Origin of the sequence: Caloranaerobacter azorensis DSM 13643 (genome assembly GCF_900129995.1) — a bacterium.
Classification (GTDB): domain Bacteria; phylum Bacillota; class Clostridia; order Tissierellales; family Thermohalobacteraceae; genus Caloranaerobacter; species Caloranaerobacter azorensis.
Map to the genome: position 1 here is coordinate 1 of NZ_FQXO01000009.1, position 21,478 is coordinate 21,478.

Annotated in this window: 16 protein-coding genes, 1 pseudogene and 1 riboswitch; of the genes and pseudogenes, 5 read left to right on the forward strand and 12 right to left on the reverse strand. The window is 29.1% G+C overall.

The window, feature by feature from the left end; translation table 11 throughout:
- Positions 1-212, forward strand: a pseudogene (locus BUB51_RS01980) (IS110 family transposase); the annotation flags it as partial.
- A gap of 462 nt (positions 213-674) precedes the next feature.
- Here BUB51_RS01980 and BUB51_RS01985 read toward each other — a convergent pair.
- The 4 genes from BUB51_RS01985 to sigI all read right to left on the reverse strand — a co-directional run bounded on the left by BUB51_RS01985 (position 675) and on the right by sigI (position 6,024).
- Entirely contained in the window at positions 675-2,294 is a 1,620-nt protein-coding gene (locus BUB51_RS01985) for a methyl-accepting chemotaxis protein (RefSeq protein ID WP_073195002.1), read from the reverse strand.
- 167 nt (positions 2,295-2,461) lie between these two features.
- Positions 2,462-3,748 carry an MFS transporter gene (locus BUB51_RS01990; RefSeq protein WP_073195004.1) on the reverse strand — a complete coding sequence of 429 codons (1,287 nt, stop codon included), beginning with the start codon at positions 3,746-3,748 and terminating at the stop codon, positions 2,462-2,464.
- Between the two features lie 409 nt (positions 3,749-4,157).
- Positions 4,158-5,312, reverse strand: a complete 1,155-nt coding sequence (locus BUB51_RS01995) for an anti-sigma factor domain-containing protein (protein WP_073195006.1) — start codon at positions 5,310-5,312, stop codon at positions 4,158-4,160.
- Positions 5,313-5,316: 4 nt separating this feature from the next.
- On the reverse strand, positions 5,317-6,024 hold the full coding sequence (sigI, locus tag BUB51_RS02000; protein WP_035163242.1) for an RNA polymerase sigma-I factor: 708 nt from the start codon (positions 6,022-6,024) through the stop codon (positions 5,317-5,319).
- Positions 6,025-6,272: 248 nt separating this feature from the next.
- Between sigI and BUB51_RS02005 the strand changes: the two genes are divergently transcribed.
- Positions 6,273-7,013: a CAP domain-containing protein gene (locus BUB51_RS02005; RefSeq protein ID WP_073195008.1), complete on the forward strand. Its 741-nt coding sequence runs from the start codon at positions 6,273-6,275 to the stop codon at positions 7,011-7,013.
- A 132-nt stretch (positions 7,014-7,145) separates the two neighbouring features.
- On the opposite strand, the gene BUB51_RS02010 is transcribed toward BUB51_RS02005, so the two are convergent.
- The 5 genes from BUB51_RS02010 to BUB51_RS02030 all read right to left on the reverse strand — a co-directional run bounded on the left by BUB51_RS02010 (position 7,146) and on the right by BUB51_RS02030 (position 12,275).
- Positions 7,146-8,117, reverse strand: coding sequence for an acyl-CoA dehydratase activase (locus BUB51_RS02010; RefSeq protein ID WP_035163246.1), 972 nt, complete (start codon positions 8,115-8,117; stop codon positions 7,146-7,148).
- A 15-nt stretch (positions 8,118-8,132) separates the two neighbouring features.
- Positions 8,133-9,227: an acyl-CoA dehydratase activase-related protein gene (locus BUB51_RS02015; RefSeq protein WP_073195010.1), complete on the reverse strand. Its 1,095-nt coding sequence runs from the start codon at positions 9,225-9,227 to the stop codon at positions 8,133-8,135.
- 2 nt (positions 9,228-9,229) lie between these two features.
- Entirely contained in the window at positions 9,230-10,222 is a 993-nt protein-coding gene (locus BUB51_RS02020; RefSeq protein ID WP_073195012.1) for an acyl-CoA dehydratase activase-related protein, read from the reverse strand.
- Positions 10,223-10,288: 66 nt separating this feature from the next.
- On the reverse strand, positions 10,289-10,465 hold the full coding sequence (locus tag BUB51_RS02025) for an aspartyl-phosphate phosphatase Spo0E family protein (RefSeq protein ID WP_083599472.1): 177 nt from the start codon (positions 10,463-10,465) through the stop codon (positions 10,289-10,291).
- A gap of 94 nt (positions 10,466-10,559) precedes the next feature.
- A complete protein-coding gene (locus BUB51_RS02030; protein ID WP_073195014.1) occupies positions 10,560-12,275 on the reverse strand; it encodes a glycosyl hydrolase family 18 protein in 1,716 nt (571 codons plus the stop codon).
- A gap of 220 nt (positions 12,276-12,495) precedes the next feature.
- Between BUB51_RS02030 and BUB51_RS02035 the strand changes: the two genes are divergently transcribed.
- Both BUB51_RS02035 and pepT read left to right on the forward strand, forming a co-directional pair.
- Positions 12,496-13,614, forward strand: coding sequence for an HD-GYP domain-containing protein (locus tag BUB51_RS02035; RefSeq protein WP_073195016.1), 1,119 nt, complete (start codon positions 12,496-12,498; stop codon positions 13,612-13,614).
- Between the two features lie 37 nt (positions 13,615-13,651).
- Positions 13,652-14,890, forward strand: coding sequence for a peptidase T (pepT, locus tag BUB51_RS02040; protein ID WP_073195018.1), 1,239 nt, complete (start codon positions 13,652-13,654; stop codon positions 14,888-14,890).
- A 288-nt stretch (positions 14,891-15,178) separates the two neighbouring features.
- Here the strand turns inward: pepT and BUB51_RS02045 are convergent, their stop codons facing one another.
- The 3 genes from BUB51_RS02045 to BUB51_RS02055 form a co-directional block, all read right to left on the reverse strand.
- Positions 15,179-17,191 (reverse strand): methyl-accepting chemotaxis protein, encoded by a 2,013-nt coding sequence (locus tag BUB51_RS02045; RefSeq protein ID WP_083599474.1) that lies wholly within the window; start codon positions 17,189-17,191, stop codon positions 15,179-15,181.
- A gap of 90 nt (positions 17,192-17,281) precedes the next feature.
- A riboswitch (cyclic di-GMP riboswitch) is annotated at positions 17,282-17,368 on the reverse strand.
- Positions 17,369-17,389: 21 nt separating this feature from the next.
- Positions 17,390-17,863: a chemotaxis protein CheW gene (locus BUB51_RS02050; protein ID WP_073195020.1), complete on the reverse strand. Its 474-nt coding sequence runs from the start codon at positions 17,861-17,863 to the stop codon at positions 17,390-17,392.
- Between the two features lie 27 nt (positions 17,864-17,890).
- A complete protein-coding gene (locus tag BUB51_RS02055) occupies positions 17,891-19,102 on the reverse strand; it encodes a methyl-accepting chemotaxis protein (protein WP_073195022.1) in 1,212 nt (403 codons plus the stop codon).
- Between the two features lie 450 nt (positions 19,103-19,552).
- Between BUB51_RS02055 and BUB51_RS02060 the strand changes: the two genes are divergently transcribed.
- The gene (locus BUB51_RS02060) at positions 19,553-21,337 is read left to right on the forward strand and encodes a M3 family oligoendopeptidase (protein WP_073195024.1); all 1,785 of its coding nucleotides are present in this window, start codon (positions 19,553-19,555) and stop codon (positions 21,335-21,337) included.
- The last annotated feature ends 141 nt before the right edge of the window (positions 21,338-21,478 follow it).

Below are 21,478 nucleotides of genomic sequence, written 5' to 3' on the forward strand. Positions count from 1 at the left end.
TGTCTAAAAGAGGTTCTCCATACCTTAGACGAGCCATATGGATAGCTGCTACAGTTGCTGCATTTAATGATCCTGTTTTAAATAATTATTACAACAAGAAAAGGTCTGAAGGTAAACATCATTTAACTGCCATAGGAGCTGTCGCTCGAAAGTTAACCTATATAATTTATGCTGTAATGCGTGACAATAAAGAATACACTCCAATGGCTTAATTAAATATGAATAATTATCCTTCGGGTTATTAAAACTAATAACCTCTTTTTGTCATGCCTATTTTTAGTTGTTTAATTATAATACTTTTTTTCGATTTTGTTACTTGACATTTAATAGCTGGTCTTTTTTCAAGATAGCCCAAAAAAAATAATAAGCCACAGGAAAACCCTATGGCTAGACACTATTGTGGTACATAAAAAGGCTATAGGAAAAATGTCCTATAGCCCTAATTCTCTCGAAATCATTATATATTCTTTTAACTCATGTTACCACAAATAGGTAAGGTAGGGCTATCTTCCTTATTCATAAAGATGATATTATTGTTTTGTAATTTTATACCGCAGTTTATCATTCTATTAATCATCAGTCCTACCTCCCTTTCATAAATTATTTAACTACTTTTTTATAGTAACCCATTTTGTTCCATAAGTCAACGGTTGTAATTAAATTGTAATATTCGATTAAATATTACCTATATCATATTCAATTATAATAAGTCCCTTTTTATCATCTCTTATTTTTGCACAAAAACGAGCATATTTCCCATCTAATCTCTTAACTACTGGAGTTAAGTAAATTTGTGCCGTATCCCCTTTTTTATAAAAATCTCTATAATACTCAAAGATTTCAAACAGATTTAAGCCTACACTTTCTCTTTCAGTCGCACTAATTATCACTCCATCTTGATCAGTAATCTGAAAATTATCTATATGTAATTCATCCGCTATCCTTATACAATCTTCTACAGTTAAGTTATCTTTAACAACTTTGCTTAAAATCTTCATTTGATTTCTCAATATTTTATCAGTAGTATCATCTGCTACATGCTTATAAAGTTCTTTTGCCATAGCATCAAGATTATTTATAGATTTTGATAAATCTACAATACTATCTTTTAGCAATCCCATAGCATTAAAAGATTCATTCGTACAAGCAACTGTAGCATCCGTCTTCTGCGAAATAGAACTTATATTTTCGATTATATATGAAACATGGCTCTTAAGCTCACTCAATATATTAAAAGAAGCATTTACTTTTTCTTCTGTAACATGTGAATTCATCTTTATTTCATCAAACACTTTTTTAGAAGCCTCTGCTTTTTCGAGTGCCTCTTTAGTAACTCTTCTATTCTCTTCTGTTGTTGCTACAGCGCTATTGATGCTATTAGATATTTCCATAGCAATGTCTTCTATTTCTTTAAGCGATTCCGTAGTATCTTCAGACAGCCCTCTTATCTCTTCAGCAACAACCGCAAAACCCCTTCCTGCTTCTCCTGCTCTAGCACTTTCAATAGCAGCATTTAATGCTAATAAATTTGTCCTTTTAGCTATATCATTAATAGAATTTACTATATCTATTATCAACTTCGATTTATTCCCTAACTCTTTTATTATGCTAGATAGGTTTTCTACAGTATTCTGCACTTCACTAAATTTATCAAAAGTTTCTTGTATCGTAACCTCTCCTCTTTCAGACACTTCTCTGGCTCTTATAGAAGAGTCATTAGCCGCATCTACTATATGCTCTATCTCTTCTATATAGTTTCCTATGTTGTCTAATCTGCTTATCGAATTGCCAACATTTTCAGCATACTCATTGTTGTATTCGACTACTTTTTCTATAGCATTTGATATTTCCTGCACTTTTTCATCATTAATATGCATATACTCTCTCAACTTTTCAGTCAACTCTGAAGTCTTAATTGAAACAGCGATTATTTTTTCAAATAAATCTCTATAATTTAAACTCAAATTATTTATAGCTTTTATAGTCCTACCAACCTCATCATTACTAAATACAGGTATCTTTAATTTGTAATTACCTTCTGTTATTTGATTTAGATAACTTACAATATCCTTATGACAAGATATAAGCAGAGTGTTTACTACCACATATACCGGTATTAGTAACGTAATAATATTAACAGCCGATATTATAAACACATTAGAAATTTTAAATATAGATATTAATGCAAAATTAACTAAAAAACATAATAACATAGTAAATAGCAAAGTGATTTTAGTCGAGCTTTTAGATACTAATTTGAAAAATATCTTTTTGAAAACACTAACATCACTCATTTGTCCACCTTCCCCTTGCTGCTTATTATTCTAAAAAAACAACAGATATACTAATTCGACAAATATTTCAAAAATCCTCTATTTGGTAAAAATAAAGTAACGAAATAAAATATTTTATTAAAATAACATATTATTCACTACTTTATTTCATAAAATTTCATTTATATCTAAAATTCTCTCAACTCTGGTATGAAAAACATACATACTCCTAACAATAAAATTATAGCTCCAGAAAACATAAATATAGTTGAAGTAGCAAGTTTATCTGAAATATATCCAATTACAGCTAATCCTAATGGTACTATCCCTTGACTTAATGTATTCACTATTCCAAAAAATCTACCTCTAAATTCATCGGGTACTATTTTTTGAAATGTTGTATTAATAGGCACATTAACTAAAGCATTAACAATTCCTAATATTAAAATCAAAAATAAAAATATTATATAAACTCCAAAAGATGAGATTAATGAAAATTTAAAAAATATTAATGGAACACCAAACAAAATCATAATTAAGCCATTTGCTATAATACCATTTATCATAAACATATAATATTTTTCTCTAGATGGCAATATCGATAAAATAAACATCCCTATTATCGCTCCGATTGGAAATACAGAACTTAAAATACCATTTTCCCTAGCTGTTAGATTTAATGTGAACTTTACTGTTTTAGGAAATACTATTTGAAAGAGCGGATTAAATAAAAAATTAATTATTATTGCAAATCCTAATAATATAACTATAGCTTTTTGTCCCTTCAAAAATATTATTCCTTCTTTAAATTCTTTCCAGAAACTCCATTCGTTTTTATTTGCATCATCCATATTCATTTTAATAGGTGGAATATTTATAAATGTTTCAGATACCCCAGATATAATAAATGAAACCCCGTTTAAAATAAATATTCCCAATATGCCTATCCAATAGTACAAAAATCCCGATATTGCTACCCCTACAATCCATGATAATTGTAAGCTCATACCATCTAAAGAATTAGCCCTATTTAAATCTTTTTCTTCTACTATATTAGGAATTGTTGCACTTACTGCCGGATTAAAAAAAGTTGCAAAAAAAGCGCTTATAGCCGTTATTATAAATAAAATCCATAAGTTTAATACATCAAGATAGGCAAGTATTGCAAGTAATAAAATAAGTCCCCCACGAATAAAATCTGTTCCTACTATAATCTTTTTCCTATCTATTTTATCAACGAATACACCCGAAATTGGGCCAAAAATTATAAAAGGTATTAATGAACACATTCCGAATATCCCCATAAAAGTTCCTGCACTTTTTTCGCCAACTAAACTCATAATATACCAAGCGACGGCCGCATTATGTAGAGAATTTCCAATATTGGATACTATCCTGCCAATTACAAGCAACATAAAATCCCTATTCTCAAATATATTAAATTTACTCTTTACTATACTTACTATACTTTCCATCAAACCCCTCCGTTTTTAAATTTGAAATTATTATTTTTAAATTTTATTTATTTATTTATTAATATTTTATTCTTTATATTTAAAAATGTCAATATTAATATTAATTTTTTTAATAAGTTTGTAAATTATATATATCAACCATTTACTCTAACATATAATACTAATCATCTGAAATTGTTGTAATATATTTAATTTTCTTTAAATAGATTATAGTATGAATATTTACCATAAATTATACATGGTATTTTAAGGGGTGATCATGTGACTAAAATATTTTTTATTAGAAAAAAAATACTACAAATAATAATTACCGTAATAATCGTATTAATATTATTATTTTTAATTGTTCCAAAATTAATTTAGCTACTAATTAACAAATGAGCCAGGGCAATTCCCTGACTCATTTGTTTTAATCTTCATCCTTACCTCGCTCTTTTTTATTATGCTTATATTCATTTTCATGTCCACGTTTAGATTTATTTTTCTTTTCTGATTTATCAACTTTGTATTTGTTATCTTGATTTTTCTTATTATCATTAATAATTAAATTCTCTTGTTTTTCTTTTCTCTGTTCTTCAAACTCATCTTGACTTTTCTTTTTAAGATATCTTCTTTGATCTTTTTCTTTATATTTTTCTATTTTATCTACTTCAATCTCTTTTTCTTCTTCATCTTTTTTTGTTTTATCTTTTCTAAATTTCTCAATCTCTTCCCTTTCTAGTTTATCTTCTTTCTTTCCTTTTGCTTTTCTACTTTTATTAAATTTCATTTCCTCTATTTTATCCATTTCTTTTTCAGTTTTCTTTTCTAATTTTTTTCTTTCTTCCTTCTTTTCTTTTTCTCTTTTAGCTTCTTTAATCATTCGCATTATTTCTTTTACCGGTTTTTTAGCAACTTCTTCAAACTTAATATCTTTATTCAAATCAATTGCTTTTTCAATTAACATTAATTTCCCCGGAGATATTTTATCTTCTCTTGCTCTTTTATATATATTATTATCTCCCTCAATAAGAATCACTTCTGTATTTTCAATCTTTTGTTTAATATGACTATCCACTAGTTTATATATTTTTTCATCATCAACTTTATCTTTCTTTTCTGTTATAGTAATAAGTATTACATTTTCCTGTTCAGGTCTGACATAAGCTTGTTCTACTGCTGTATCAATAACTTCATTAATCACATTTTCTATCGTTCTATTTCTATAATTTTTTATTTTTGATATCAATATATTACCGTCTTCATTTAATCCTTTCAAATCTATAACTCTATTATATAAGTTATAAGCTATCTCTACACTCGGGTTAATGTCTACATTTATATACCCGTAAGGAGTATAATATCCATAAACTCCATATCCTGTTGTTATTAACAAAATAAATGCAGCTGCTATAGAAGCAAGTCTTTTTATTATCCGTCCTCTTATTTTTTTATTATTATCATCTACTTCTATTTCTTGTCCTATATCCAAATCTCTATTATCTCTATTCACTTCCAAAAAACTCCCATCTTTAGCCAACACAATGACTTTATCCTCATAAACTTCCATAACTATACCTTTCACTTTATCACCTCCAATCTACATACTCCCTTATGTATTGATAATCGCCAATAAGAACTATGACCATTGCTATTATATACTTTCTACCTCTTTCTAGTTTTTTTCGATGTATCGGAACAATCTTCTGTATTTCTTTTATAGGCAATCTTCTAGTAGACAATAAACTTTGCAGTACTGCTTTATCTTCAACTATCTTTTTAGCAATCTCTTTATATAAATTTCTAACTTTCTCTTGTTTTGGAGATTCCTTTACTAAATCATAAAAGTCTATACCCCAATCGTTTAATTCCTTTTTATATTCTTGTATTTCAAGTTTTCTTATCTCATTTTCTTCTCTATCTCGAAAAATTGTAATTGCTCTATTAAAATTATAATTTACACTACTATTTTCTTCATTATCTTCGACTTCATTAAATAAAATAATTTTTTTATCTTTTTCTTTTTTTCTATAATAATCTATTATTCTAAGACTAATTACCATTTTTGCAAAATTCAAAAATTTACCTTTACTTTTATCATAAGATTCTATAGCTTCCTTAAACGCCATCATACCAATAGTTAGTTCGTCATCATGTCCATATCGCAAAAATTTACCAGTCTTTTTTTGAACTGTACTAGCTATAAATGGTTTATACTCTTTAATCAAGCTATTCAATTCTTCGGCATCTTCTTTAGCCTTTTCTACTCTATCTTCTAGAGATTTCCTAAACAGCATTTCGTCACCTCACTTATGAAAAAATTAGATGTGACCATGATATATATTCGATAAACCGACTCATATTTTTAAGGAATGGAAATAATTAATTAAAATAAAATTCTCATTTTAAATAAACTATAAGGAATATTTTTTATATATATTTAAAATTATGCAAAATTTAATAAATGAGTAAATTTTATATAGATTATAAAATTATTTTTTTTGCAAAAAATATATTTAAACTATCTTTATATGGAGGTATGAAAATGAAAAAAAGATTTATTATATTATTAATTTTATCGCTTTTTTTAGTATCATGCACTTCTCCAAACAAAAAACCTACACAAACTCAAAATAGAACCTCTTCAATATTTGATATCGCAGAAGTTGAAAACATTAAAATAACTACTAGTGATTGTAATGTAAGAGCCGGTAAAGGAACAAATTTTCCAGTAGTAGGAAAATTAAAAAAAGGAGATATAGTAGATGTTGTAGGTAAATTTGGAAACTGGTATGTAGTAAAACTCCCTAATAATAGAGTTGGTTGTATAGCTTCAGATAATGCTAAACCTGTTGTTGTTGAAAATGAAGAAAAACAAATCAAGGAAGTCTATAGACTTACAGATGAAGAACAGAGAATGGTAACATTAATAAATAATGAAAGGACTAAAAGAAACCTAAAACCTTTAAAAGTTGATAAAGAACTTACTAGAGTAGCCAGAATTAAATCTCAAGACATGGAGAAAAATAATTACTTCAGCCATTATTCTCCTACCTATGGCAGTCCATTTGATATGATGAAAAATTTTGGAATTAAGTTTTTAGCAGCAGGTGAAAATATTGCAGCAAATCGTTCAATAGAGAATGCTCATAATTCTCTAATGAATTCTAAAGGGCATAGAGAAAATATATTAAATCCTAATTTTACTCACATAGGTGTTGGAATTGAAAAAAGCAGTAAATATGGATATATAATTACTGAAATGTTTATAAGTAAACCTAAGTAAAAAAAATTAAAATTGAAAATGTAAAATTAGATACTAAATACTAGTGTTATTTATTCGATTTTTAACTGACAATTAAATAGTAAGTAGCAAATGACAAACAGCAAATAGCTAACAGTTTATAACTGTTAGCTATTACATTGCCTGTTTTACTTTTTCTGTCCACATACCACATCTGTCGCCCCACATGGCTATAGGTGTGCCGTCCATTTCAACTTTAATAACTTCACACATATTTGAACATCCAGTACAAATAAAACTCGAAGGAACGAAATTAGTCTTAAGTGAATCAAAACCTCTAAAATTAGTTTTTCCTTTTTCTTTTACTGCTTCTTTAGCTAACAGAGCTGCACCTATCGCTCCCATTACGTTATAATATTTTGGTACTATTACTTCATGCCCAACTTCTCTTTCAAAAGCAGCTTTTATCCCAATATTAGCCGCTACTCCTCCCTGAAAAACGTATGGAGGTTCTAATTTTTTGCCTCTACCCAAATTATTTATATAATTTCTCACCAACGCATTACATAATCCCTTTATTATATCGGCTTTAGAAAAACCATATTGCTGCTTTGCTATCATATCTGACTCTGCGAATACAGTACATCTTCCTGCTATCCTTACATCATTTTTTGAAGTCAGAGCAAGTTTCCCAAATTCTTCTATAGGTATTCCTAACCTCTCCGCCTGATGATCTAAAAATGAACCGGTACCTGCTGCACATACAGTATTCATAGCAAAATCAACAACCATTTGATCTTTTATTAAAATTATTTTTGAATCCTGTCCTCCTATTTCAAAAATTGTTCTAACATCTGGAACATAGTGAACGGTAGCTACAGCATGAGCTGTAATCTCATTTTTAATGATATCTGCACCAATCATAACTCCTGCAAGCTGTCTACCGCTTCCAGTAGTACCTACTCCACTTACAATAATATTTTTTCCTAACTCATCTCTTAATTTTTTTAATCCTTTCTTAATAGTTTCTAACGGCTGACCATTCGTTCTTTCATATAGCTTAAATAAGACTTCATTATCTTCATCTAATGCTATAATATTTGTACTTACCGAACCCACATCGATTCCTATGTAAGCCTTAACCATTTTGGCATCCCCCTTCTAAACTACAAACTTACCTAATTTTTTATTTCTTATTAAATCTATAAAGGCTTCTATTCTAGTTAAATTATTTGCCTTACCAGTTTGCTCATCTATAGATAGAGTAAGAACCGGTATGTCATGCTCTTTAGATATTTTAGGTATTATACTTTGAGACACAAGTTCAGGCAAACATGCAAAAGGCATCAAATGAATTACCCCATCAAATCCTCTATCTTTAAAATCGACAATAAAACCAACCGTTTGCTTTGCATGGCCGCCTATAATTATCTCTATATATTTCTCGCCTTTTTTCAACACTTCTTCCTCATGTGTTTTCTTTAGGAAACTAGGCACAAGATTAAAATCAACCCATTCAGACAGATATTGAGATCTTTCTACTTCACAACCCAATTCTCCTAAAATCCTCTCTATTTCCATGTTTATAGATGGTTCCATAACAACAAATATTTCTCCTACTATTCCAATCCTTATTTTTTCTCTTTCATCAACCTTCTTTAGGCGAATAGAATTTATTATCTCTCTACTCCTTTCTACAGCCTTTTTCAATTGTTTCTTATCATATGCCAAATCGAATTCTTTCTGTATTTCCTGCCAAGCCTTATATGTAGAACCGGGTACTTCTTCATATGGTTTTATTCTGTGTATTTCCTTATCAAAAACATCTATTTGTTTTAACAAATCATAAGTAAATTTTACTGCCTTGGACAATTTAATCCAAGAATTCTTACCTTTAATTTTCCTTACATTTTCCATAAATTTATCCTTGTCCCTATTTATCGCATCGAATATAATTACATCTACATCATAGCCCATCCTATGTAAAATTCTTTTATGGATTTCACCATAAAAACCCGCTCTACAAGGGCCATGTCCACCACTTGTTACAATAGTATCTACTCCCATTTCACAAGCCTCTATATAACTTCCCATTATAACCTTAAACGGAAAACAAGCAAATTCCGGGCTATATTTAACTCCTAAATCTATCGTTCTTTGAGATGGTCTTGGAGGAACTATAACTTCATGCCCTAAAAGTTCTAAAAGCTTTTTATAGATAATTACTGTCCCCATATAAGGAAATGTTACTTTCAATTTTATCCCCCCATTACTGCCTTCGCTTTTTTTCTTCTTATCATGTCTACAAAAGCCTCTATTCTTGTCTGTAGATGATTTTCACCTGTATGCTCATCTACTCTTATAGTCATAAAAGGTACTTTTGTATCATCCGACTCTATTTCAAAAAGTTTTCCTAAAAATGAATCTGGGCCACAGCCAAATGCTGTTATATGGATTACACCATCTACTTCATTTTCTCTAAAAAATTTATATCCTGCCCCTAAAAGTTTATTACTAAATGTCCAAAATAATACCTTGTCCATATCATCTATATATTTTCTTAATTCATTTTCATCTAACATATCAAAAGTTACAAAATCAACATTCAAATCTTTTAACTTATCTATTACATTCATATTGACAAAACCATCATACATATTATATACGTAGCCTAATACACCTAGCTTCACATCGTTATCATACTTTTTTATACTTTCTAATTTTATATCGTTATTGACCATATCAATAGCCTCTAAAATATGGTGTCCTTTTTTATTATACTCTCTAAATCTGTACCATTTTTCTGATGCAACCTCACAAGCTTTTTTTAACTTGTCATGTGATATCTTAAGTTTTTCGGCAACATCAATATAATTCCTGTAATCTGATATATCATCATTCTTTGATTTTATATGACAAGTAAGTATTTTATCCTCCATACCTTCTACTCCATGTCTAATCATATCTGGAAGCCCCATAAATTTAGGACAAAATACTTCACCTTTATATATAGAAACCATTCGCGGTACAAATATATAATCTACATTCTTCTTTGCTAAATCAATACTATGGCCTATAAAAATCTTTATAGGAACACATATTTCAGGAACAGACGCCTTTATTCCTTCATTTATAAGTTTTTTGTTTGTATCATCTGAAACTACAACTTCCATACCAAGCTCTTCGAAAAGAATCTCCCAAAATGGCCCATAATAATAATATAAAAGTGCTTTTGGAATTCCAACTTTCACATATGTCCCCCCAATCTATTATACTGCATCTCTAGATTATTATATCAAAAAAAAATAAAACAGATTTTATCTATTTTTATCTTCATCGATACAATAATATTTATATATCAGCTCATCTAATTGAATGCTCAGTTTTAAAGCTCTATTTTTATCTATATTTTTTTTGGATAGAAGTTCATTAAGTTCTTTTCGCTTTTCCTCTATCATATTTTTTAATTCTTCTCTATTTATATTATAATCCATACTAGTTCCCCTTCTAAATTAAATTTATTCGACTAAATACTAGAATAAATACTAGAAATATATGCCCGATTTATAAATAACATTTTACTATATTTTAATTCAATCCATTAAATTTAACAATAGAAAGGCTAATATCTTTATTATTCGCTTCTACAATATTATTTAAAACTGCCCAAATACTTTCTTTTTCGAATCCCTTTCTCCAACTCGCAATACCCGCTAAATTATATCTATAAATTAATTTCGCTTTAAGCTCAATAGATTTGTCATCTTCTATCCATATTCTATATTTTTTCCCTTCTTTAAAGTATTCCGTATAATACTGTCCTACATCTTCAAGCCAAATTACTTCTAGATTATTCTCTTTTATTATCCTTTCTACATCTTTCATAGTTAATACTTTCGATTTAACTTTAATTTTTCCTCTACTATCTTTATATTCTTCCCACTGCCTCGTATAAAAAGGCAGTCCCATTATTAGCTTTTCTTTTGGAATATATTTAAGACTATTTTCTATCCCCTTCATCACCCATCTTATTGAAGCTACAGAACCACTTTTAGGACTCGTCGCCCAATGTTCGTCATAAGTCATAACTATACAATAATCTAATATTTTGCCTAATTTCTTTCTATCATAAAATTTAGACCAATTAGGATTTGTTGAAGGTACAGTCATATCCATAGAAATTATTATATTCTGCTGCTTCAAAGTATCAGTAAGTCTTCTTACAAACTCTGTTAACTTATCTTTATCTTCATAATAAACATTTTCAAAATCTATATTTATTCCGTCCAAATCATATATACTTGAATATACAGCCAACTGCTTTATTAAATTTTCTTGCATTTGTTTACTTTTCAAGAACTGTCTTGTTAAATCTCTATTGAACTGATTATCTATAAGAGCCCACACTTTATATCCTTTTTTATGTGCTTGATTAACATAATCAAAATCCCCATTATTTATTATATACCCGTTTGAATTAATTGAAAACCATGTTGGAGATATTACATTCAGTCCTTCTATTTTATTCTCTTTAGACAAGTCTTTAGAATACTTATATACATAATCCCAAACTAAATTTATTTTCCCATTTACCTTAACATTCCGTCTAACATTATTAATTTTTCTATTTATATCAACCTCCTCTGTTTTAACATCAATCACTTTATTTAGAACATATCCTATATATCCTTTTTGTGTTCTTACCTTATACCACTTTCCACATTCTTCAAAAACTACTACTTTATCGCCTGTATGAAGCTTGTCCATTACGAAGCTAAAAGAAGACTTTTTAGGTCTAAGATATGCATTAGATTTAATCTCTCCAAGTTTAATAGTCTTTTTAATTCTGTCTATTATTAAAGTATTAGTTTCTTTAATATAATTTACATCTATATCAAATATTTTTTCAAGCCCTCGAATGTTCAAATACTGTTTATCATCTATATTAACTGTAAGAAAATTTAATTTTATACCATCTCTAATCATATTATCTAACTTTTCCGTTTCAAGTTTAAATACAGGATTTCTTATTTCTAAATACAGTCTATTATCAGCTTTATCTAACACAATATCCGAATTTAAATATTTCTTTATAATCTCAACAGGAATATATATTTTATCATTATCTATTATAGAATAATCTGATTTAAGTGCTATATCTTCTATCACAATGTTAACTCTATTTTGAACATAATCACTAGCAATATTCTGATGCTCATACGGCTTAAAATATAATAATCCTAACACAGATAAAAGTGTCATAATAGTAACTATAAATACAAATATTATCCCTTTTTTTAACATAAAATTCTCCCATCCTCTCATTTGTTCCATCTATTTACATTATATCAATATATGTTCTAAAATTTCTATAGGAAATTCACGGCAAACACTTGAAAAAATCTAATTGAAAATTTAGGTAAAATTTTTGAAAAAATTTGTCTTTAAAATTTAGAAAAATATGTTGGTGTATGTTAATATATAAATATAATTGTAATAAATATTGGAAAAGGAGTTACAAGATATGAGGTTTATGCCTGTAGTATATGTGAGAGAAGGTGCTAAATTAGGGAAACATATATATGACGATGACGGAAGAATTTTATTAAAAAAAGGTGCTACTCTTACAAAAAAGATTTTAAATAGAATTAATGAAATGGGCATACGATCAGTATATATTGACGATGAATTTTCCGACACCGAACTTGAAGATATAATAAAGCCTGAATTAAGAAATAAGGCTATTTCTGCGGTAAAAGAAACATTTGCTCATTTCGAAAAATTCTCTAGATATATAAGCGAAAATCCAATGCAAAATAAACATCAAATAAAAAAGTTAAATCAAAAAAAAGATGAATATCTACAATTTTTAGGAAAAATTTCTGAAGAAATTATTAATGATATCCTCTCAAATAAACATGTTATAGTAAATCTAATAGATATAAAAAGTACTGATAATTATACATATCAGCATTGTATCAACGTTGCAGTACTATCTTTAGTTCTCGGCATTGAAATGAAATTAAATAAAGGAGAACTTAAAAATCTCTGTTTAGGTGCAATGCTGCATGATATTGGAAAAACCATCATTCCAAAAGAAATCCTATTAAAAAATGGAAAACTAACAAAAGAAGAATTTGAAATTATAAAAGAGCATACGACTAAAGGTTATGATTACCTTAAAACTAGTATAGACATACCCGGAACCGCAAGAATTATTACCCTTCAGCATCACGAAAAAGTAGACGGTTCAGGATATCCTCAAGGGCTATCTGACAGTGAAATAAATAAGTTGGCAAAAATAGTCGCTATAGCAGACGTATATGATGCTCTAACTTCAGATAGACCATACAGACAAGCTATGCCGCCAAACGAAGCTCTAGAATATATATATGCAAATGGTGGGAGTCACTTTGATTTTGAAATGGTAAAAACTTTTTCCAGCAAAATCATTCCTTATCCCATTGGAACTCTTATTAAATTAAGCAATGGAGAAATTGCAGTAGTCGAAGATATTATTCCAAATTTCCCATTAAGACCAAAGATAAGAATAATTTCAAATGATAATGGAAAGGTTATTGACTTAATGAAAGAAAAAAATTTAGTTATAACAGGAATACAATATGAAGCTCCTGCTTCTTAAAATTTTAAATAAAATATAACTTTGAGGAGGTCTAATAATGTCAAAAGTTGTAGAGAGGTTTTTAAAATATGTAAAATATGATACAAAGTCTGATGAAGAATCTAATACTGTTCCAACTACAAACGGTCAAACAGTTTTTGCTAAAGAACTCGCTAAAGAATTAGAAAATATAGGATTAAAAGACATTTCTGTAGATGAAAATGGATATGTAATGGCTACACTTCCTGCTAATGTAGAAAAAAATGTACCCACTATAGGCTTTATTGCTCATATGGATACAAGTCCTGAAATGCCTGGAAAAAATGTCAATCCTCAAATAGTAAGAAATTATGATGGAAAAGACATTGTCCTTAATAAAGAAAAAAATATAATTTTATCTCCTAAAGATTATCCTGAATTAAAAAATTATATAGGCAAGGACATAATAACTACTGATGGCAATACACTTCTTGGAGCAGACGATAAAGCTGGAATTGCAGAAATAATTACTGCAATGGAATACTTAATAAATCATCCTGAAATACCACATGGTACTATTCGCATTGCTTTTACACCTGATGAAGAAGTAGGCAGAGGAGCCGATCTTTTCGATGTAAAAAAATTTAATGCTGACTTTGCCTATACAATAGATGGTGGAGCAATAGGAGAACTCGAATACGAAAATTTTAATGCTGCAAGTGCAAGAGTATATATAAATGGTATAAATATTCATCCCGGCAGTGCTAAAAATAAAATGAAAAATTCTATGCTTATTGCAAATGAATTTATAAGTATGCTTCCTGAAACTGAAACTCCTGCACATACTGAAGGATATGAAGGTTTCTATCATCTGATTTCAATAAAAGGAAGTGTTGAAAAAACTGAACTCTATTACATAATCAGAGATTTTGATAGAAATAATTTTGAAAATAGAAAAAAATTAGTGGAAAAAATTGCAGACGAATTAAATAACAAATACGGCAGTAATACTGTTGAAATAAAGATAAGAGACCAATACTATAATATGAAAGAAAAGATTGAAGAGGTAAAACATATTGTAGACACCGCAATTGAAGCCATGAAAGCTGCAAAGGTTACTCCTGTAGTTGTACCTATAAGAGGTGGCACAGATGGAGCAAGATTATCCTTTATGGGACTTCCTACCCCTAATATATTTACTGGAGGGCACAATTTCCACGGAAGATACGAGTATATTCCAACATTTGCAATGGAAAAAGCGGTTGAAGTTATCTTAAAAATTGTAGAAATATATGCAACAAAAATTAGAGGGCTATAAGATAGCCCTGAGCTTGTTGACAAAGTAAAATGTTTTATGAAAATGACGCTCATGCGGACGAATTTAGAAAAAACTTAAGGCTCAAATTTTTAGAAAATCCTAACGCACCTAATCAAGACATCCTGTCTTGTAGGATGCTGGTTTGACCTCCTGTCAAACCTACGGATTTTCTCAAAAATTTTCGCCTAGTTTTTTAACTAAATTCTTTCAAGCATTCGCTTTCATTTTCATAAATATTGAAAAATATAAGTTTGTCAACAGTCTGAGGGCTATAAGATAGCCCTCTTTTTAATTTACTTTAAATTCATTAATTATTTCATGTAATTTATCTGCTAAAGCTTTCAATTCTTGTGTATGCGAAGAAATAGTTTCCATAGAAGCTGATTGCTCTTCTGTGGATGCAGATACTTGTTGAGTTGCAGCAGATGTCTGTTGTGCAACAGCAGAAATATTTGACATAATATCTAATATTGTATTTTTCTTTTCAACCATATCATAGTTATGCTCCTCTATTTCTGAAACTTTGTCAACTAAAGCTCTTATAGAAATCAATATTTTATTAAATATTTTTTCCGTCTCTAATACTGCTAAATTTTGCTTTTCAACGATAACTCTTGCATCTGCCATCGCATCTACAGCAATTTTTGACTGATTCTGTATACCTTCTATTAAAGCCTTTATTTCTTCTGCTTCTTTTGACGACTGTTCTGCCAATTCTCTTATTTCTTCAGCAACAACCGCAAATCCTCTACCCTGTTCCCCTGCTCTCGCTGCTTCTATCGCTGCATTCAGAGCAAGAAGATTAGTCTGCTCTGCTATTTGTGATATTGTATCAGTAATAGCTCCGATTTCTTCTGAACTCTTATCCACTTTTTGAACTATCTCATTTACTCTAATAGCCGCTTCACTATTTTCTCTCGTTTTTTCTATCAATACCTTGACATGTTCTAACCCACTATTACTAAGTTCACTTGCTTCTTTTGAGATATTATTCATTTCTTCTATTGTATTAAGTACTATATCTATCGCATTTGCTAATTCATTGGCATTGAAAGATCCTTTTTCAGTATCTTTCGCCTGTTCTATAGTACTTTTTGCAACTTCCTCTATCGTTTTAGCTATCTCTTCAGATGCTATTGTCGCTTGCTGCGTTGTTGCAGCTAAAGATTCTGATGCTTCATGAACAGTGCTTGATGCCTTCTGAACCTCTTTAATCAAATTACTTATATTATCAATCATATTATTAAAGCTATTTGCTATTTGCCCAAATTCATCTTTAGCATTTAATTTTACTTTTGATGTCAAATCTCCAGTCGAAGCCTTTTCAATAGCTACTTTAATTTTGTTCAGCTTTTTAGCTATTCTTCCCGATACAATTAACGAGACAATAACTGCTAATATTATTCCTATTAATATGCCATATAGTACAAAATGACTTATTATATCTGTATCTTCTATTAATTCGTTCTCCTCCATAGAAGCCATAAGCTTCCATCCTGTCTTTTCATTCGTTGTAAAACTTAAAAATTTATTCTTCCCTTTAAAAACATACCTCAAAAATCCTCTATTATCTTTTTTGGCAATTGACCAAAATTCTAATTTAGGAATCATTTCACTATTACCTATCAGTTTTAAATCAGGATATGCTATAAGAGTACCATTTTTATCTGTAATAAAAACATATCCTCTTTTACCAACGGCTATACCTGATAATTTCCTTGATAAAGTCTTAAGATCTACATCTATACCAACAACCCCTACAGCCTTACCATTATTTACAACAGCTTTAGACACCGTTATAACCACTTCACCAGTAATTGCATCTTTATATGATGTCCACACTATTTTACCTTTATTCATTAGAGCCTTTTTATACCATAATCTAGATTTGAATTCGTAATTATCCGGTAATTTCCCTTCTGGACATATATACATATCTCCACTTTCCGTCCCAAAATATGTATGTAATACTTCATAATCATTTCCCTTAATATTTTTTAATAGCTCTACAACTAACTTTTCATTATTCAAATTTTCTTCGTATATCATGCCAATATTTTTAAAACTCACATTATCGGCTAAAATTGAAACTAATTTTTCCATTCTTGTTAAATTTTCATTTAAATATTTATTAACCTCATTTACATTTTGCTGAGTAACAATTCTAAAATTGCTCTCTAGTATTTTAAAAGATTTACGATAAGTAAAATAACCTAATAAACTTAAAGGGATTATAATTACTGCCATAAAGATTGATAATAATTTAAACCTTACGCTACTAAAAATATTCCATATCTTCAATACAATTCTCCTTTCCCCTTTTATTATTCAAAAAAAAATACCCACATTCATGGGTATAATTCTGCCTTTGATATATTAAATTATATTTATATCGGCAGTCTGGCAATCTTAGGACATATGTCCCTTAGACCCATGACTTTGCGTCCCTACCTTTCGATAGGTTTGCCTTTATCGATATATTAAATTGTCAAAAAAGAATTACTTGCTTTGTTCTAAACTCGTCTGCATTCTTTGTATCTGCTGTTTTTCTTCTTCTGAAAGAACTTCTCTAAAATCTAGTATTATAATAATTTCATCATTAAATTTCCCAATACCTGTAATAAATCGTTTATTATTACTTAATATAACTTCTGGCGGGCTTTCAACATCGTCATCTTTCATAGTTAATACTCTAGATGCATCATCTACAGCAAAACCAACTAATTTTTCATTTATATCACTTATAATAACTCTGCTATTTTCATCTATTCCATCAGTATCTAATTTAAATCTCTTTTTTAAATTAATAATCGGCACAACATCACCACGTAAATTTATAATCCCATCAACAAAATCAGGGGCATCGGGTACTTTAACACCCTCTTCGTAGGAAGTAATTTCTTTAACATTAGAAATTTCTACACCATATTCCTCGTCATTTAATTTAAATATCACATACTGTTTTTCAGACATACTTTTAACTTCCTTTCATTTAAAATATTATAAAGTAAATTCCTCAATAGAATCTCTCATTTTAGTTACCATATCAGTTAATACGTCAGTCTTTGCTGTAATCTCATTCATAACAGCCGTTATCTCCTCTGTCGATGAAGATACTTCCTGAGTCCCTGCTGTAGTATTCTGTGCAACCGAAGCGACTCTATATGTACTTTCAACTATTTCATCACTACTAGATGCTATATGTTCTAATCCTTTAGCCATTTCTTCTACTTGTTGACCAATTAAATCAATACTTTTAATAATATTCTGTAATTCTTTTTCACCTATCCTTGAACGCTCTTGAGCCAAATTAACTTCATTTTTAATATGTTCAATTAATGCCGTTGTTTCTTCAACATTAGTTTGAACAACTTTAATAATATGTGCAATCTCTTCCGTAGCATCTTTAGTATTTTCTGCTAATTTTCTAACTTCTTCGGCAACTATAGTAAACCCTTTACCAGATTCTCCTGCTCTAGCTGCCTCTATTGCTGCATTTAGAGCTAACATATTCGTTTGACTTGAAATATTAGATATAACTTCTACTATTTTATTGATTTTATCTGCATTTTCCTTTAAATTTAATACACTTTCTACACTTTTATCAATCGTAGCTTTTAATTCTTGAATTCCATCAATAACCCCTATTATTTCTTTACTTCCACTTTTTGCATCTTCATCAGATTTTTGTGCTAATTCAGCAATTTTCTGACTATTATTCACTAAATTTTTTATTCTCTCTGCTATCTTTTCAATGTTATTCGATGTATTCTCTAATTGAGTTGTCTGATTTTCAGCACCAACAGCTATTTCTGAAATAGATGATGCAATCTCTTCCATAGTCGCATTAGTTTCTCTAATGCTAGAATTTATCATCTCAATATTCTTCTCTAATTCATCTGCATTATTTTTAACTTCTCCAATCTTTGTACGCAAGTCCTCAACAACTTTATTAATAAACTTTCCTATTTCAGCAAATTCATCTTTAGAAGTTACCTGAAGCTTAACGGTTAAATCTCCTTTAGATAATCTTTCTACCTCACTTTTTAATATCATCAACTGTTTTGAAATCCTTCTAACCAAAATAATGCTAATAAATATAGATAATGCTAATGATATTAATACTGCATATAACATACTATTTACAAAATACATCGTTAGAGACGTTATTAATACACAAAGAACCGAAAGCAAAGCTAACTTAAACTTCATACCCAGACCTCCCTCTATGTCTTATTACTATTTATAAATAAAGGAATAAAACCTTATATTCAATATTAAGAAAATTTCTAATAAGATGTATAAAATCAATACACTATTAACATTTGTAAATCACCAGACGTTTCTATTTATTCTATACTATTTGATAAATTCCTTCTTCATTCTACAAAATTTTCACTATGTTTTCTATTGTAGGCGTTTCAAATACCTTTTCTTCATATAATTTTAAATTTTTGATAAATTTTTTACAATGTAATCCTAGAATTTCCTTATTTTTAGAAATAAAAAAATAGTTTCTATTTCTAAATATAATGATTTTTATTCTGTGCATAGAATATTAAAAAATTTTATAAAACCTAAACTTAAAAGTTAATATATTATTGAAATATTAGATAAAAAGATATATTATTAAAATATTCTAAAAAATAAGGAGGTATAGGTATGGATTTAAAATGGAGTTTAGATGAATTATACACTTCTTTTGAATCAGAAGATTTTATTAATGACATGAAAAAACTCGACAGCTCTATTAAAAAAATTAATGATTGGTCTGAAATCAATCTCAACACTAAAGATAATGCAATACAGAAAATAGAAGAATATATAAATATACAAATAGAATTAAATACCCTTTTTGAAAAGTTAATGTCTTTTGCAGAACTTACTTCAAGTGTCGACGCTAAAAATGAAAAAGCCTTAATGATTATTGATAAGCTCCAGACTAAAATAACTGAATTAACAAAACCAACAGTTAAATTTCAAAGATGGCTAAACTCTATAGAAAATCTCGATAAAATAATCTCGTCATCTAATATTTTAAAAGAACATGAATTTTACTTAAAAGAAATTTATAATAAGGCAAAATATTTACTTAGCGACGAAGAAGAAATATTAATTGCTAAAATGTCTAATACAGGCTCAAATGCTTGGACAAAACTTCAAAATATACTCACATCAACTCTCCTTGTAGATATCAATATTAACGGACAAGAAAAACAGCTCCCACTTTCTATTGTAAGAAATATGGCATATGACAAAGACCCTAAAATCAGAAAAACAGCATACGAAGCTGAATTAAAATCATACAAAAAAATAGAAGAATCTTCGGCAGCATGTCTTAATGGTATAAAAGGGGAAGTCCTTACTGTATGCGAAATGAAAGGATATAATTCTCCATTAGACATGACATTGATTGACTCAAGAATGGATAGAGATACGCTAAATGCTATGCTTTCTGCAATAAAAGAAAGTTTACCTACTTTTAGAAAATACTATAAAAGAAAGGCTGAACTTCTAGGCTATAATAATGGTCTTCCATTCTATGAACTATTCGCTCCTATGGGAGAAATTGATATGAATTTTACATATGATGAGGCTAAAGATTATATAGTAAAGAATTTTAGAAGTTTTAGTGAAAAATTAGCTGAATTTGCTAACAATGCATTCGAAAATAGATGGATAGATGCCAAGCCAAGAGAAGGTAAAAGAGGCGGAGCTTTTTGTTCAAATCTCCATCCTATAAAACAGAGTAGGATTTTATCTAATTTTACCGGTAGTTTTAACGATGTTATAACACTTGCTCACGAATTAGGTCATGGCTACCACGGAGACTGTTTAAAAGATGAAAGTATATTAAATAGCGACTATCCTATGCCTTTGGCTGAAACAGCTTCTATATTCTGCGAAACTATAGTAAAAAATGCTGCACTGAAAGAAGCTACTAGTAAAGAAGCGTTTTGGATATTAGAACAATCTATCTCCGATGCGGGACAAGTTATCGTTGATATATACAGCCGTTTCTTATTTGAATCAAACCTCTTTGAAAAAAGAAAAGACCACGCTCTATCTGTAAGAGAACTAAAAGAACTTATGTTAGACGCTCAAAAAGAAGCTTATGGTGATGGCTTAAATGAAAATTACCTACATCCATATATGTGGATTTGTAAACCTCATTATTACGAAGCCGCTTATAATTTCTATAACTTCCCATATGCTTTTGGATTATTATTTGCGATTGGATTATATGCAGAATACCTAAAGAAAGGAAAAGCTTTTATTGAAGAATATGATAGACTGCTTGCGGCTACAGGAAAAAATAATGCTGTAGATGTGGCAAAATTAATGGATATAGATATAAGGTCAGTAGATTTTTGGAGAAGTTCTTTAAAATTAATTGAAAAAGACATTGAAAAATTTATTGAATTGAGTAATTCTAATACAAACTAGAGTCAAGGAAAAACTCCTTGACTCTAGTTTTTGACAAAGTAAAATATTTTATGAAAATGACGCTCATGCGGACGAATTTAGAAAAAACTTAAGGCTCAAATTTTTAGAAAATCCTAACGCACCTAATCAAGACATCCTGTC

Bases quoted from the DNA above. Each gene is read 5' to 3' on its own strand.
- BUB51_RS02050 (WP_073195020.1), bottom strand. From the start codon at position 17,863: ATGTCTGAAAAACAGTATGTGATATTTAAATTAAATGACGAGGAATAT.
- BUB51_RS02025 (WP_083599472.1), bottom strand. From the start codon at position 10,465: ATGGATTATAATATAAATAGAGAAGAATTAAAAAATATGATAGAGGAA.
- BUB51_RS02010 (WP_035163246.1), bottom strand. From the start codon at position 8,117: ATGGTTAAGGCTTACATAGGAATCGATGTGGGTTCGGTAAGTACAAAT.
- BUB51_RS02055 (WP_073195022.1), bottom strand. From the start codon at position 19,102: ATGAAGTTTAAGTTAGCTTTGCTTTCGGTTCTTTGTGTATTAATAACG.
- BUB51_RS01985 (WP_073195002.1), bottom strand. From the start codon at position 2,294: ATGAGTGATGTTAGTGTTTTCAAAAAGATATTTTTCAAATTAGTATCT.
- pepT (WP_073195018.1), top strand. From the start codon at position 13,652: ATGTCAAAAGTTGTAGAGAGGTTTTTAAAATATGTAAAATATGATACA.
- BUB51_RS02005 (WP_073195008.1), top strand. From the start codon at position 6,273: ATGAAAAAAAGATTTATTATATTATTAATTTTATCGCTTTTTTTAGTA.
- sigI (WP_035163242.1), bottom strand. From the start codon at position 6,024: ATGCTGTTTAGGAAATCTCTAGAAGATAGAGTAGAAAAGGCTAAAGAA.
- BUB51_RS01990 (WP_073195004.1), bottom strand. From the start codon at position 3,748: ATGGAAAGTATAGTAAGTATAGTAAAGAGTAAATTTAATATATTTGAG.
- BUB51_RS02030 (WP_073195014.1), bottom strand. From the start codon at position 12,275: ATGTTAAAAAAAGGGATAATATTTGTATTTATAGTTACTATTATGACA.
- BUB51_RS02035 (WP_073195016.1), top strand. From the start codon at position 12,496: ATGAGGTTTATGCCTGTAGTATATGTGAGAGAAGGTGCTAAATTAGGG.
- BUB51_RS02060 (WP_073195024.1), top strand. From the start codon at position 19,553: ATGGATTTAAAATGGAGTTTAGATGAATTATACACTTCTTTTGAATCA.